Source organism: Bradyrhizobium sp. USDA 3397 (genome assembly GCF_054060965.1).
The window spans coordinates 7,393,312-7,406,857 of the sequence record NZ_JBSSDS010000001.1 but is presented as its reverse complement, the minus strand read 5'-3'; the positions used below and the strand labels follow the sequence as shown (position 1 = coordinate 7,406,857).

At 66.4% G+C, this 13,546-nt stretch carries 11 protein-coding genes and 1 other RNA gene; 2 read left to right on the top strand and 10 right to left on the bottom strand.

Going from position 1 to position 13,546, the window contains the following annotated elements; translation table 11 throughout:
• Positions 1-139: 139 nt before the first annotated feature.
• The 7 genes from murD to rsmH all read right to left on the bottom strand — a co-directional run bounded on the left by murD (position 140) and on the right by rsmH (position 8,873).
• On the bottom strand, positions 140-1,537 hold the full coding sequence (gene murD / locus ACVWYQ_RS34385) for a UDP-N-acetylmuramoyl-L-alanine--D-glutamate ligase (protein ID WP_404543090.1): 1,398 nt from the start codon (positions 1,535-1,537) through the stop codon (positions 140-142).
• Positions 1,538-1,544: 7 nt separating this feature from the next.
• Positions 1,545-2,648: a phospho-N-acetylmuramoyl-pentapeptide-transferase gene (mraY, locus tag ACVWYQ_RS34380; RefSeq protein ID WP_157286936.1), complete on the bottom strand. Its 1,104-nt coding sequence runs from the start codon at positions 2,646-2,648 to the stop codon at positions 1,545-1,547.
• 138 nt (positions 2,649-2,786) lie between these two features.
• Entirely contained in the window at positions 2,787-4,169 is a 1,383-nt protein-coding gene (locus ACVWYQ_RS34375) for a UDP-N-acetylmuramoyl-tripeptide--D-alanyl-D-alanine ligase (protein ID WP_404543092.1), read from the bottom strand.
• Positions 4,166-5,638 (bottom strand): UDP-N-acetylmuramoyl-L-alanyl-D-glutamate--2,6-diaminopimelate ligase, encoded by a 1,473-nt coding sequence (locus ACVWYQ_RS34370; RefSeq protein ID WP_404543093.1) that lies wholly within the window; start codon positions 5,636-5,638, stop codon positions 4,166-4,168. Before ACVWYQ_RS34370 ends, ACVWYQ_RS34375 begins: the two co-directional genes overlap by 4 nt.
• Before the next feature lie 86 nt (positions 5,639-5,724).
• Positions 5,725-7,491, bottom strand: a complete 1,767-nt coding sequence (locus tag ACVWYQ_RS34365) for a peptidoglycan D,D-transpeptidase FtsI family protein (protein WP_404543094.1) — start codon at positions 7,489-7,491, stop codon at positions 5,725-5,727.
• Positions 7,488-7,880, bottom strand: coding sequence for a cell division protein FtsL (ftsL, locus tag ACVWYQ_RS34360; protein WP_128263717.1), 393 nt, complete (start codon positions 7,878-7,880; stop codon positions 7,488-7,490). The genes ACVWYQ_RS34365 and ftsL overlap by 4 nt, the downstream gene beginning before the upstream one ends.
• Before the next feature lie 3 nt (positions 7,881-7,883).
• Complete coding sequence (gene rsmH / locus ACVWYQ_RS34355) at positions 7,884-8,873, bottom strand: 16S rRNA (cytosine(1402)-N(4))-methyltransferase RsmH (protein WP_404543096.1); 990 nt, start codon at positions 8,871-8,873, stop codon at positions 7,884-7,886.
• Positions 8,874-9,313: 440 nt separating this feature from the next.
• Here rsmH and ACVWYQ_RS34350 point away from each other — a divergent pair, with 440 nt between their 5' ends.
• Positions 9,314-10,174: an N-acetylmuramoyl-L-alanine amidase gene (locus ACVWYQ_RS34350; protein ID WP_225136852.1), complete on the top strand. Its 861-nt coding sequence runs from the start codon at positions 9,314-9,316 to the stop codon at positions 10,172-10,174.
• A gap of 122 nt (positions 10,175-10,296) precedes the next feature.
• On the opposite strand, the gene ACVWYQ_RS34345 is transcribed toward ACVWYQ_RS34350, so the two are convergent.
• Together ACVWYQ_RS34345 and ACVWYQ_RS34340 are read right to left on the bottom strand one after the other, a co-directional pair.
• Complete coding sequence (locus tag ACVWYQ_RS34345; protein WP_404543097.1) at positions 10,297-11,526, bottom strand: RNA polymerase sigma factor; 1,230 nt, start codon at positions 11,524-11,526, stop codon at positions 10,297-10,299.
• Between the two features lie 128 nt (positions 11,527-11,654).
• A complete protein-coding gene (locus ACVWYQ_RS34340) occupies positions 11,655-12,008 on the bottom strand; it encodes a YciI family protein (protein ID WP_157286942.1) in 354 nt (117 codons plus the stop codon).
• A 149-nt stretch (positions 12,009-12,157) separates the two neighbouring features.
• Between ACVWYQ_RS34340 and rnpB the strand changes: the two genes are divergently transcribed.
• Positions 12,158-12,588, top strand: an RNA gene (gene rnpB / locus ACVWYQ_RS34335) — RNase P RNA component class A.
• A 177-nt stretch (positions 12,589-12,765) separates the two neighbouring features.
• Here the strand turns inward: rnpB and ACVWYQ_RS34330 are convergent.
• Entirely contained in the window at positions 12,766-13,479 is a 714-nt protein-coding gene (locus ACVWYQ_RS34330; protein ID WP_404543098.1) for an alpha/beta fold hydrolase, read from the bottom strand.
• Between the last annotated feature and the right edge of the window lie 67 nt (positions 13,480-13,546).

Genomic DNA, 13,546 nt, shown 5'->3' with positions numbered 1-13,546 from the left:
TCGTGCCCCGGACGCAGCGCAGCGCGCCGCCCTTTGCGGCGCGCTGCGCTGCAGAGCCGGGGCCCAACTCTCAACAGTATACCGTATCGCCTTCTAGGTCCCGGCTCGCGCTCCGCGCGTCCGGGACACGAGAGCGCCCTCACACCACCGGCTTCACGCCCGGCAGGACTTGCACCAGCTCGCGGAACTTGGTGCCACGGATCTCGAAATTGCGGTACTGGTCGAAGGAGGCGCAGGCGGGCGACAGCAGCACGACCGCATCAGTGAGGCCCGAAGCCTCGGCATCGCGCGCGGCGTGCTCGACGGCGACGTCGAGGGTCTGGCTGATCTCGTGCGGGACCGTTCCGAGCGTGCCCGAAAACTCCTGCGCGGCTTCGCCGATCAGATAGGCTTTTCGAATGCGCGGGAAGAAGCCCGTGAGGCCAGTGATGCCACCCGCCTTGGGCTTGCCGCCGGCGATCCAGAAGATGTCAGCGAAGGACGACAGCGCATGCGCCGTGGCGTCGGCGTTGGTGCCCTTGGAATCGTTGACGAACAACACGTTGCCGCGGCGCCCGACCTGCTCCATGCGATGCGCCAGGCCCGGAAAGCTGCGCAGGCCGTTCTGCAGCACGTCCTGGCTGATGCCCATCGCGAGCGCGGCAGCAGCCGCGCAGGCCGCGTTTTGCGCGTTGTGCTGGCCGCGCAGCGAGCCGATGCCACCGAGCGCGGCGACCTCGCTGCGGGCGCCGCCCGCGGCGCGCACGATGGTGCCGTGCTCGACGTAAATGCCCGACGCGAGCGGGTTCTTGACCGAGATGCGCACCACGTTCTTGCCGGCGCGGTCGAGCCGGTCGGCGATGTCGCGGCAAAAGCCGTCATCGACACCGACAATCGAGGTGCCGCCGACCTGCACGCCGGCAACGAGGCGCTCCTTCACCGCGGCGTAGTGCTCGATCGTGCCGTGGCGGTCGATGTGGTCCTCGCTGACATTGAGCAGGATGCCGACGGAGGGATCGAGCGAGGGCGTCAGGTCGATCTGGTAGGACGACATCTCGATGACGTGGACGCGGCCCGTGCGCGGCGGCTCCAGCGACAGGATCGCGGTGCCGATGTTGCCGCCCATCTGGGTGTCGTAGCCCGCGACTTTCGTGAGATGCGCGATCAGCGCCGTCGTGGTCGACTTGCCGTTGGTGCCGGTGATGGCGACGAACGGGGCGTCCGGCGCGTGGCGGCGCCGCTCCCGACAGAACAGCTCGATGTCGCCGATTGCCTCGACGCCAGCTTCGCGCGCCTTCAACACGCTCCAGTGCGGCACCGGATGCGTCAGCGGCACGCCGGGCGCGAGCACCAACGCGGCGAACTTCGCCCAGGAGACGTTGCGCAAGTCCGCGGTGATGAAGCCGGCCTGCGCGGCCTTAGCGACGTTCTCGGCATTGTCGTCGGCGGCGATCACGTCGGCGCCGCCGGCCTTCAACGCATGGCAGGAGGCGAGCCCCGAGCCGCCGAGGCCGAACACCGCGACCGTCTTGCCGGCGAAGGACGTGACGGGGATCATCGATCGGTCACCGCAGCTTCAGCGTCGAGAGGCCGGCGAGCGCCAGCATCACCGAGATGATCCAGAATCGGATCACGATCTGCGGCTCGGTCCAGCCCTTCTGCTCGAAATGATGGTGGATCGGCGCCATCCGGAACACGCGCTTGCCGGTGAGCTTAAAGGACACGACCTGGACGATGACCGAAACCGCCTCGAGCACGAACAATCCGCCGATCACGGCGAGCACGATCTCGTGCTTCACCGCGACGGCGATCGCGCCGAGCATGCCGCCGAGCGCGAGCGAGCCGGTGTCGCCCATGAAGATCGAGGCCGGCGGCGCGTTGAACCAGAGGAAGCCGAGACCGGCGCCGAGCAGCGCACCGCAGAGCACCGCGAGCTCGCCGGTGCCTGCGACATATTTGATCTGGAGGTAGTCGGCGAACACCAAGTTGCCGGTGAGATAGGCGATCATCGCGAAGCTCGCGGTGGCGATCATCACCGGCACGATGGCGAGGCCGTCGAGCCCGTCGGTGAGGTTCACCGCATTGCCGGCACCGACGATCACGAACGCGCCGAAGACGACGAAGAACCAGCCGAAATGCAGCACGGTATCCTTCAAGAAGGGAATCGTCAGCGCGGTCGAGGCGGGATCGCGGTTGAGCCGCACCAGCGCATAGCAGGCGACCAGCGCGATCACGGCTTCGATCAAGAGGCGCAGCTTGCCGCCGAACCCGGTCGTGGTTTGCTTGGTCACCTTGAGGTAATCGTCATAGAAGCCGACGAAGCCGAAGCCGAGCGTCACCGCGAGCACGATCCAGACATAGGGGTTGAGCGGATTCGCCCACAGCACGGTGCCGACCGTGAGCCCGGACAGGATCATCAGCCCGCCCATGGTGGGCGTGCCCTTCTTGGAAAGATGCGATTGCGGACCGTCGGTGCGGATCGGCTGGCCCTTGCCCTGACGGATGCGCAAGTGATCGATGATCCAGGGGCCGAACAGGAACACGAACAGCGCGCCGGTCACGATGGCGCCACCGGTGCGGAAGGTGATGTAGCGGAAGACGTTCAGGAAGGTGCGAAAGGCACCGAAGCCCGGAAATGTGTTGGAAAGCTCGATCAGCCAGTAAAACATTCAGACGGTCCTATGGCGCCTTTGCACGTCCAGGTGCTTCACGCGCATTCGCTGGTCTTCGTCATGGGCCGCGCGTTCGGGAAACGGACGGCTTTCGCCGCAAGGGGTGGGATTCGGGAACGGCGCCTTCCAAGCAGTTTACGCCTTTGCCTGCAAGGCGGCCACCAGCCCCGGCACAAACTTGTTGACCCAGAACATCTTCTTGCTGCCCTTGACAACCACGACGTCGCCTGCCTTCAGCAGGTTTGCGACCTCCGCCGGTTTCAGCGTGGCGGGATCGTCGTGCCAGCCAAGACCCTTGCCCGAGGGCAATGCGTCGAACAGGTGGCGCATCAGCGGCCCGACGCAATAGACGCCGTCGATGCCGTCGAGGTGGCTGGCAAGGCCGGTGTGATAGCTCGTTGCGTCCGCGCCGAGCTCGAGCATGTCGCCGAGAATCGCGATGCGGCGGCCGCCGCTCATGTTGCGCGCCTGCAGGCTTTGCAGCGCCGCGGCCACGCTGGCCGGATTGCCATTGAAGCTGTCGTCGATCACGGTGACGTCGCCGACCGCCTGCTCGACGCCGCGGCCGGTCATGATGCCGACTCGGTCGAGCTTGACCGCGAGGGTCGCGACGTCGAGATGCGCGGCATGAACCGAGGCGAGCGCGGCCAGCGCATTGTGCACCCGGTGCGGCGCGCCAGGGGTGAGGCTGAAGGCGATCTCCTTCCTGCCGATCGCGGCCACGACCTGCCAGCTCTCGCCGTGCGGCGCGTGCGCGACCTCGTGCACCTCGGCATGCTCGCCGCCGAAGCGCACGACCTTGCCCTTCCACTCGGAAGCCTTGATTCCGGCGGGCAGTACCAGCACGCCGTTCTCGGGCAGTCCGAGCGCGATCGATACCTTCTCGCGCCGGATGGCTTCGAGCGAGCCGAGCTTTTCCAGATGCACCGGCTGGACGTTGACGACGAGCGCGACGGTCGGCTGCGTGAGCTCGCTCAATCGCGCGATCTCGCCCTTCTGGTTCATGCCCATCTCGACGACCCAGAGGCTGGCGTCCCGTCTGGCATTGCACAGCGTCAGCGGCACGCCCCAGAAATTGTTGAAGCTCGAGGGGCTGGCATAGGCGTTCGGATAGGCGGCGAGAAATTCCTTGGTGCTGGTCTTGCCGGCGCTGCCGGTGAGCCCGATCACCGGGCCATTGAAGCGCGCGCGTGCGGCGCGCGCGAGGCCCCAGAGGCCGTCGATCAGCGTGTCGTTGACGACGATCTGGGGAATGCGGATGCCCGCGATCTCGTGCGGTACGATCATCGCGACTGCGCCTGCGGCTTCCGCCTTGTCGGCGAACTCCCAGCCGTCGCGCGCGCTTGCAAAAGCCGAGACGAAGCCGCCGCTCGGCGTGCCGCTCAGCGCAACGAACAGGCTGCCCGGCTTCACCAGCCGGCTGTCCTGGGTGACGAAATCGATCGGCGTCTCCGGGAACGATCCGGCGACGCCCAGCGCGCGCGCGACCTCGGCAACCGTCCATATTGGCCCGCTCATGCAACCCTCGACGCTAGTGCGGCGGCGACCGCCTCGTGATCACTGAAAGGCAGCACCTCGCCGCCGACGATCTGCCCGGTCTCGTGGCCCTTGCCGGCGATGAGCAGCGCATCGCCCTCCTGCAAGTCCTCGATCGCGGCGCGGATCGCCTCGGCGCGGTCGCCGATCTCGCGCGCGCCCTTGGCGCTGGCGAGGATCGCGGCGCGGATCGCTTCCGGCTTCTCGCTGCGCGGATTGTCGTCGGTGACGATGACGGCGTCGGCATTCTCCGCCGCGATCTCGCCCATGATCGGACGCTTGCCGGCATCGCGGTCGCCGCCGGCGCCGAACACGACGACCAGCTTGCGCCTCGCATAAGGCCGCAGCGCCTGCAGTGCCTTCGCGAGCGCATCGGGCTTGTGCGCATAATCGACGAAGATCGGCGCGCCGTTGCGCTCGCCGACGCGCTCGAGCCGGCCCTTGGCGCCTTCGAGATGTTCGAGGCTCGCAAACACGTTTTCAGCATCGCTGCCCGTGCCGATGGCAAGGCCGGCCGACACCAGCGCATTCTCGATCTGGAATTCGCCGACCAGCGGCAGCCGGATCGCGTAAGCCCTGCCGCGATGTTCGACCGTGAGCTTTTGCGAGAAGCCTTCGACCACGGCCTCCGTGAGGCGGATGCCCTCGCCTGCGCCATCGCCGTTGCGGCCCACCGCCATGACGCGCAGGCCGCGCGATGTCGCCGCATCGATCGCCTCCGCCGAGCAATCATGATCTGCCGAGATCACCGCGGCGCCATCCGGCGGCACCAGCTCGCGGAACAGGCGGAGCTTGGCCGCGAGATAATGCGCGACGGTCGGATGGTAATCCATGTGGTCGCGGGAGAGATTGGTGAAGCCGCCGGCCGAGATGCGCACGCCGTCGAGGCGATATTGGTCCAGCCCGTGCGAAGATGCCTCGAAGGCGAGATGCGTGACGCCCTCGCGCGCGATCTCGTCCAACTGCCGGTGCAGCGCGATCGGATCCGGCGTGGTCAGCGAGCCGTAGACGGTGCGCTTCTGCGACACCAGACCGATGGTGCCGATGCTGGCGGAGGCATGCCCGAGCCGCTCCCAGATCTGGCGCGTGAACGCGGCGACCGAGGTCTTGCCGCTGGTTCCGGTCACCGCGGCGATCGTCGTAGGCTGTGCCGGGAAAAACCTCGCAGCGGCCAACGCCAACGCGCGGCGCGGATTGGCGCTCGTGATGAACGGCACCTTGCACGCGGCCGGTGCATGGTCACCGACAACGGCAACAGCGCCAGCGGCAATCGCCGCATCGACGAAGCGGGCGCCGTCGGTCTTGCTGCCTGCCAGCGCGAAGAAGAGATCGCCCGGCTTGACTAGGCGGCTGTCGAGCGCAACGCCGCTCACCTCGAGCGCCGCAACAGCGGGCTCGATTGCGGCATCATTGCCCTTGACATCCTGACTCAAGAGGTCGCGCAGCTTCATGGTGTTCCAGTCGACATGCCCTGCCGGAAGGCCGAATTCTCGGGAGAAAATCCCGACTCAGCAGCGGCAATGGCCCACCCGGTTGATTACTGGGTTGTCCTGGATGCTGCAAGAATAAGGCGCTCCGCAGGCGGCAGCTCGAACCGCGGCTCGACCCCCAGAAGCGGCGCGATCCGCTCGATCACCTTGCCGCCGGTCGGCACCGCGTTCCAGCCCGAGGTGATGAAACCATGCGTTTCCGGCAGTGCCTGCGGCTCGTCCAGCATGATCAGGACGTGATATTTGGGATCATCGCAGGGCAGGATGGCGGTGAAGGAATTGAGCACGCGCTTCTTGGCGTAGCGGCCGTTGACGACCTTCTCGGACGTGCCGGTCTTGCCGCCGACGTAATAGCCCTTGACGTCCGCCTTTCTCGCCGAGCCGACTTCGGCATTGAGCCGCATCAGGAACCGCATCTTGTCGCTGGTCTCCGGCTTGATGACGCGCTTGGCCATCGCCATGGCCTCGGATTCGCTGCGCTTCAGGAATGTCGGCGGAATCAGATGGCCGCCGTTCACCAGCGCGTTGATGCCCATCACCGCCTGCAGCGGCGCCACCGACAGGCCCTGGCCGAACGCGGCGGTTACCGTGTTCAGCTCGCTCCAGCGCCGCGGCAGAAGCGGCGCCGCGCTCTCCGGCAACTCGGTGCGCAGCCGCGTCGTCTGGCCTAGCTTTGCGAGGAACGCCTTGTGCGCCTCGACCCCCTGGTTGAGCGCAATCCGCGCCGCGCCGATGTTGGAGGAATAGGTGAACACTTCCTTGGTGTTGATGAAGCGCCCGACCGGATGGCTGTCGTGGATCGTGAACTTGCCGTAATGCAGGTTTCCGCGCGCGTCCCACATCGAGTTCAGACTGATCTTGCCGGAATCGAGCCCCATCGCCAGCGTGAACGCCTTGAAGGTCGAGCCCATCTCGTAGACGCCGGTGGTGAGGCGGTTGATGCGGTCGGGGTCGTGCGCTTCCTTCGGATTGTTGGGATCGAAGTCCGGCAGCGAGACCATCGCCACGATCTCGCCGGTCTTGACGTTTGAGACGATGCCGGAGGCGGCCTTGGCGCGGAACTTGTCCTTGGCCTTCAACAGCTCGTCGCGCAGCGCGTGCTCGACGCGCAGATCGACCGCGAGCTCGATCGGCTTCTGCAACCGGTCGGTGGCAAAGCCGGCGCGGTGGAGGTCGGCGAGCCCTTGATTGTCGAGCCACTTCTCGAGGCCGGCGATGCCCTGGTTGTCGATATTGACGAGACCGATGAGGTGAGCGACCTCGTTGCCGGTCGGATAGACGCGCTTGTTCTCGCGCAGGAATCCGATGCCGGGAATGCCGAGCTTGTGGACGGCCTGCTGCTGCGCCGGCGTGACCTCGCGCTTGAGCCAGACGAAGCCCTTGCGTGTCCTCAGGCGCTCGCGCACCTCAGCCTCGTCGAGGTCGGGAATGGTCGCGGTGAGGAGCTCGATCGCCTCGTCCTTGTCGATGATGCGGCGCGGCTCGCCGAACAGGCTCGCCGCCTTGACGTCGGTCGCAAGGATGGCGCCGTTGCGATCGACGATGTCGGGCCGCGCGGTCGCAACCACCTCTTGCGCTGCGGCGCGGCGCGCGCTGTGGGCGTCGGCGCCGATGGCGAACATCACGAGCCGCCCGCCGATCAGGGCATAGACCGAAGCGAAGGCGAGCATGGCGAGGCCGACACGCGCGCGCGCCTTCGCGGCGCGATCGACGTTGCGCCCGTAGAGCAGGCTTCGGATCAGCCGCCGCCGCCAAGGTTCACCTGACCGCTCGGTCGACTTTTCGGTAAGTTTTGCAGGCGTTGCCGGGCTCATTGCTTGTCCTCGGGCTGAGGCACGGAGCCCGTCACCGTGTCGGGATCGCTCGCAGCTTCAATGGTCTTGAGCATGGCCCCGATCGGATCGGGCTCGCCCGGCCTGAACATCCGGGGCGGACGCTCCGGCAGGTTCTTCAGCAAATCATATTGCGTGCCGTTGACCGGCTTGAGGTGCAGATGCCGGTCGGAGAGGCCTTGGAGGCGGTGGGGCGCATCGAGCTTGGCCCATTCGGCGCGCAGCGCCGCGATCGCATCGCGCTGCTCGCGGATCTCCGCACGCAGCCGCAGCACCTTCTCGGTGCGCGCCGTGGAGTCCATCTTGATCCGGTAGACATGGGCGGCTGCGAAGATCAGCGCACCGATGACGAGGAGGTGGATGATGCGCATGCGCTAGCCGCCCCTCATCACGTCGGCGAGCTTCGGCCAGGACGATGCCTCATCAGTCTCATGCGCCGGCGCCGAGCTGCGCTCGGCCGCGCGCAGCTTTGCCGAGCGCGCGCGCGGATTGTGCGCAACTTCGTCCTTGCCGGCGACGACCGGTCGCCGCGTCAGCAGCTGGAAGCTCGGCGGGACTTGCGCGACTTCCGGCAGATGCCGCGAGCCGCCGCCGGTCTTGGAACGCTCGGAGAGGAAATTCTTGACGATGCGGTCTTCCAGCGAATGGAACGAGACCACGACGAGGCGGCCGCCGGGCTTGAGCACGCGCTCGGCCGCAACGAGCGCCGCCTGGAGCTCCTCGAGCTCTTCGTTGACGAAGATGCGCAGCGCCTGGAACGTCCGTGTCGCCGGATGAATGTCGCCGGGCTTCGATCGCACCACCCTGCCGACGAGATCGGCGAGCGCACGCGTGGTCGTGAACGGGGTTTCCTGCCGGTCCGCCACGATGGCGCGGGCGATGCGGCGCGAATGCCGCTCCTCGCCGAAGAGATAGATGATGTCGGCGAGATCGCCTTCCGAGGCGCGCGCGACGATGTCGGCCGCGGTCGGACCTGTCTGTCCCATCCGCATGTCGAGCGGACCGTCGAGGCGGAAGGAGAAGCCGCGGCCGGCTTGGTCGAGCTGCATCGAGGATACCCCGACATCCATCACGACGCCGTCGACAACATCGACGCCTTGCGCCGCGCAGACTTCGGCGAGATTGGAGAAGCGGTCCTCGACCAGAGTCAGCCGGCCCGCGGCGCGTTCGACCAGCTCGGCGCCGCCGGCAATCGCGGTGCGGTCCCGATCGATGGCAATCAGTCGGGTTCCCGGCACGTCCAGGATCGCGCGGCTATAGCCGCCGGCGCCAAAGGTGGCATCGACATAGACGCCGCCCTCGCGCGGAGCGAGATGCGCGATGGCCTCACGGCCCAGAACGGGGATATGCGGAGTCGAGCTCATGGGCGACGCCTGCCGGCCGCCGGCCGAAATACCCGAGCGGAATCGAGGCCGAACAAGCCCATAACGCCTCGAATCATTGCGCGTCGCGGCGGTTCCACGACAAAGCCCCCGTCCAGCATGGTTACCGAGCCCGATCGTCCTGGGCCACAAACCCAGTGTTCCCAGTGGAATTTGTCGGGCAGCCATGGGATTTCGAGCCAAAATACGCTTTGGCCGCCTCCGGACGCGGGTCGGCTCTTCATCCCTCAGTAACGGCCCTTAGCGTTAAGAAAGCGTTGCTCGGTTCGAGACAAGTGGAAAAGGTGACGATGGGGTGATGCGTCATCCACACACATTGCCAAAATGAATCCGTTAACCGCGCCGCGCGATTGCGCGCGATGGAGGGTAAAGGAATAGTAAAGAGAAGGGCTTGCCCCACTCTCCGTCGATTTGAGCTGCTCATGCCCTCGGGTTCGTCCACGCCTGGATCTGATTCGAAGCGTCACCGCGTTCTCCCGGTTCCCAAGACCGTGGCGGGCCTGCGCACCTTCGAGCCCGATTCCTCGATCGTCTCGGACATCATCCCCTCCCCGAACCATGGCGAGCGCAACAAGGGACGGCAGCCGGACATGATCGTGCTGCACTACACCGGCATGCCCGATGTCGAAGGCGCGCTGGCGCGCCTCTGCACCGCCGGCACCGAAGTGTCGGCGCATTATGTCGTGCTGGAGGACGGCCGCATCGTGCAATGCGTGCCTGAGGCCAAGCGTGCCTGGCACGCCGGCGTCTCCTCCTGGGCCGGCGAGGACGACATCAACTCCTGCTCGATCGGCATCGAGATCATCAATCGCGGCCATGACTGGGGCTATCCGGAGTATCCGCTGCGCCAGATCGCTGCCGTGATCGCGCTGTGTCGCGGCATCATGCTCCGCCGCAAGGTGCCGGCGCACCGGGTGCTCGGCCATTCCGACGTCGCGCCCGCCCGCAAGAAGGATCCCGGCGAGAAATTTCCATGGCATTCGCTGGCCAATTCCGGCGTCGGCCACTGGGTGACGCCCGCGCCGATCGTCCGCGGCGAGACTCTCATGCTCGGCACCATCAGTGACGCGGTGCTGAGCATGCAGCAGGCGCTGGCAAGGTACGGCTATGGCGTGCCCCTGAACGGCAAGTACGACGCTGCGACGATGGAAGTCGTCACCGCCTTCCAGCGCCATTTCCGCCCGGCGCGGCTCGACGGCGTCGCCGATCATTCGACGCTGTCGACCTTGCAAGCGCTGCTGGCGAGCCTGCCGGCGGAAGGAACGCCGGTGGCGTCGACATAGCAGAGGTCTTCCGAGAATGTGACCTCTTGCTCCGTCATGCCCGGGCTTGTCCCGGGCATCCACGTCTTGCCTCCGCGCATGCGAACGTGGATGGCCGGGACAAGCCCGGCCAAGACGGAAACTCAATCCATCTCCCTCATTCTTCGCGCATAGAGCCTTCGCAACGGCGCGAGCTGTGTCGCCGCCGTCGCTGCACGATAGGCCTCGCGCGCCTCCTCCGTCCTGCCGAGCCGCCGCAACAGATCCGCGCGCACGGCGGGCAACAGCTCATAGCCGCGAAGCCCGCCGCGCGCGGCGATCGCATCGACGAGATCGAGCGCTCGTGCCGGCCCATCGACCATCGACAGCGCCGCGGCGTGATTGAGCTCGATCACCGGCGACGGATTGATGCGCAGCAGCACCCCGTACAGCCCCGCAATCTGCGGCCAATCGGTCTCCTCGAAGCTCGGCGCACGCGCATGCAGCGCTGCGATCGCAGCCTGCACCGCATAGGGCTGCGGCCGGCCCGGCACGCGCAGCGCATGCTCCACCAGTCGTAAGCCCTCCTCGATCTGCGCGCGGTCCCACAGCGAGCGGTCCTGCTCTTCGAGCAGGACGATGTCGCCGGCCGGCGTCTGTCGCCCGGCGCGGCGCGCGTCGTGCAGCAGCATCAGGGCCAGCAGGCCCTTGATGCCGGCGCGGTCGGGCATCAACCGGTTCAGCAGGCGGCCAAGCCGGATCGCCTCGCTCGCCAGATCGGGCCGCATCAGGTCCGCGCCCTCGGTCGCGACATAGCCTTCGGTGAAGACGAGATAGATCACGGCGAGCACGCCATCGAGCCGCGGCGCCAGCATCTCGCGCTCCGGCACCTCATAGGGGATGCCGGCAAGCCTGATCTTCTGCTTGGCACGGACGAGCCGCTGCGCCATCGCTTCCTCGCCGACGAGGAAGGCGCGTGCCACCTGCGCCGTCGACAGTCCGCACACGGTGCGCAGCGTCAGCGCGACCTGCACCTCGGGCGCGAACGCGGGATGGCAGCAGGTGAAGATCAGCCGCAGCATGTCGTCGTCAAGCGTTGCGGTCGGCTCGTCCGGGCCCAGCGCGTTAAGCTCGAGCTCGTGCACCAGCGCCTGCTGCTTGCCGCGGAACACAGCCTGACGGCGGATGCGATCGATCGCCTTATGCTTGGCGACGTTGACGAGCCAGGCGCGCGGATTGTCGGGGACCTCACACGCCCAGCGTTCCAGCGCGACCGCAAAAGCATCCTGAAGCGCGTCCTCGGCGAGATCGAAATCGCCGACGAGACGGATCAGCGTGGCCAGCGCCCGCCCCGCCTCGTCGCGGAAGATTTTTCCGATCTCGCTCGGGGTCATGTCACGCTATCACTCCCCTCTCGTCATTCCCGGGCGCGGCAGCCCGGAATCCATAACCACGATTCGGGGATATGGATTCCGGGCCTGCGCCTTGCGGCGCATCCCGGAAATGACGAAGGTGAGAGCCGTCACTTGTCGTAGACCCAGATCGGCCGCACCTCGATCGAGCCGATGCGTGCGCTCGGAATCCGCGCCGCGATCTCGATGGCGGCGTTGAGATCCTTGGCTTCGATCAGGTAATAGCCGCCGAGCTGCTCGCGCGTTTCCGCGAACGGACCATCGGTCGTCAGCGTCTTTCCGTCGCGCACGCGCACCGTTGTCGCGGTCGTGGTCGGCTGCAAGCGGTCGCCGGCCTTGAAATTGCCGTTCTGGATGATGTCTTGCGTGAAGGATTGATACTCGGCCAGGATCTTCTGGCTGGTCGCCGCGTCGATCTTCGCGTACTCGACCTCGTTCTGGTAGATCATCAGCAGATATTGCATTGCTTCACTCCTGTGTTCGGCTCCATCGCCGACATCCAGTCGAACGGGGCACGCGCCAAACGACATCTTCAGGATAAATTATTTCTGGGCGAGCGTGCCTCGCGATATCGGCTTGACGAAACCGTCACAAATGCCCATGCCTAAAGCCGTCAGTCGGCCGGACGGCCGCTCCGGCAGGTGCCGAAAGGCCGCCGGGGAGGAAAGTCCGGGCTCCCTTGACATGCGGTGCCGGATAACGTCCGGCGGGGGTGACCCCAGGGAAAGTGCCACAGAGAACGAACCGCCCGCCTTCGCCCTCCGGGGCTTCGGCGCGGCAAGGGTGAAAAGGTGCGGTAAGAGCGCACCGCGGGTCCGGCAACGGAGCCGGCATGGCAAACCCCACCGGGAGCAAAACCGAATAGGGACGGCTTAAGCGGGCTGTTCGCGAAAGCGATAACGCCGCGGGGCGATGTCAGGCCCGCCGTCCGGGTAGGTTGCTCGAGGCCGTGTGCAAACATGGTCCCAGAGGAATGGCCGTCACGTATCGTTCGCGCAAGCGGACGGTGCCCTACAGAACCCGGCTTACAGGCCGGCTGATATCTTGCAACGAGGGGTTCGATGCTAGCGCATCGGACCCCTCACCAATTGTACGAGCGCGCAAACATTCAACCAGTGTCATTCCGGGGCGTGCGCAGCACGAACCCGGAATCCATCGCGCGGCAGTGTCGGTGGATGAATGGATTCCGGGTTCTCGCTTCGCGAGCCCCGGAATGACGAACTACGCCACGATCTCGCTCAACACTTTCATCAACACCTCCGGCGCCGTCACATTCGGCGCGTGGCTGGCGTCGAGCTCGACATAGCGCCAGCCCTCCTCGCTCTTCGTGCGCTGGGCAAACTGCCCGAACACATCGCCGGGCGGAAGGCGTGTGCAGTAGATGTAGCTGCGCGGCATCTCCGGCTCGCCGTGTTCGACCCTCAGGCGCGTCTCGAAGCACTTGATCGGCATCGGGACGCGGCGCGCGTTGAGCCAGTCGAGATCGGCCGGCGAGGTGTCCGGCGGCGGCGGGTTCGGCGGGATGCGATAGCCGTCGCCCGAGCTGACTGCCTTGCGCATCGGCACGCGCCCGCCCTCGTTGAGGTCGAACAGCGACTGGCCGTCACGCGGCACGAAGGCGTCGAGATAGATCAGCTGCGTTACGCGCTCGCGCGCGCGGTCGGCGACGCCGGTCGCAACCATGCCGCCATAGCTGTGGCCGAGCAGCACGATGTCGCTGAGGTCCTCGAAAGCGATGACGTTGAGGATGTCCTGGATATGGGTGTCGAGATCGACCGACGGATTGGCCAGATGCGCGCGCTCGCCGAGCCCGGTGTAGGTCGGCGCCACCAGGCGGTGGCCGGCCTGCGCCATCAGCGGGTGCATCTTCTTCCACGCCCATCCGCCGGACCATGCGCCATGACAGAGCAGGAAGGTCTTCGCGCGCGGGGCCATCGGGGTTTCCATCATTCTTGCTTGATATGATGGAGTGTAGCGGCATGCCGCGCGATGTAAACGCCGC

Bases quoted from the DNA above. Each gene is read 5' to 3' on its own strand.
- murD (WP_404543090.1), bottom strand. From the start codon at position 1,537: ATGATCCCCGTCACGTCCTTCGCCGGCAAGACGGTCGCGGTGTTCGGC.
- mraY (WP_157286936.1), bottom strand. From the start codon at position 2,648: ATGTTTTACTGGCTGATCGAGCTTTCCAACACATTTCCGGGCTTCGGT.
- ACVWYQ_RS34375 (WP_404543092.1), bottom strand. From the start codon at position 4,169: ATGAGCGGGCCAATATGGACGGTTGCCGAGGTCGCGCGCGCGCTGGGC.
- ACVWYQ_RS34370 (WP_404543093.1), bottom strand. From the start codon at position 5,638: ATGAAGCTGCGCGACCTCTTGAGTCAGGATGTCAAGGGCAATGATGCC.
- ACVWYQ_RS34365 (WP_404543094.1), bottom strand. From the start codon at position 7,491: ATGAGCCCGGCAACGCCTGCAAAACTTACCGAAAAGTCGACCGAGCGG.
- ftsL (WP_128263717.1), bottom strand. From the start codon at position 7,880: ATGCGCATCATCCACCTCCTCGTCATCGGTGCGCTGATCTTCGCAGCC.
- rsmH (WP_404543096.1), bottom strand. From the start codon at position 8,873: ATGAGCTCGACTCCGCATATCCCCGTTCTGGGCCGTGAGGCCATCGCG.
- ACVWYQ_RS34350 (WP_225136852.1), top strand. From the start codon at position 9,314: ATGCCCTCGGGTTCGTCCACGCCTGGATCTGATTCGAAGCGTCACCGC.
- ACVWYQ_RS34345 (WP_404543097.1), bottom strand. From the start codon at position 11,526: ATGACCCCGAGCGAGATCGGAAAAATCTTCCGCGACGAGGCGGGGCGG.
- ACVWYQ_RS34340 (WP_157286942.1), bottom strand. From the start codon at position 12,008: ATGCAATATCTGCTGATGATCTACCAGAACGAGGTCGAGTACGCGAAG.
- ACVWYQ_RS34330 (WP_404543098.1), bottom strand. From the start codon at position 13,479: ATGGCCCCGCGCGCGAAGACCTTCCTGCTCTGTCATGGCGCATGGTCC.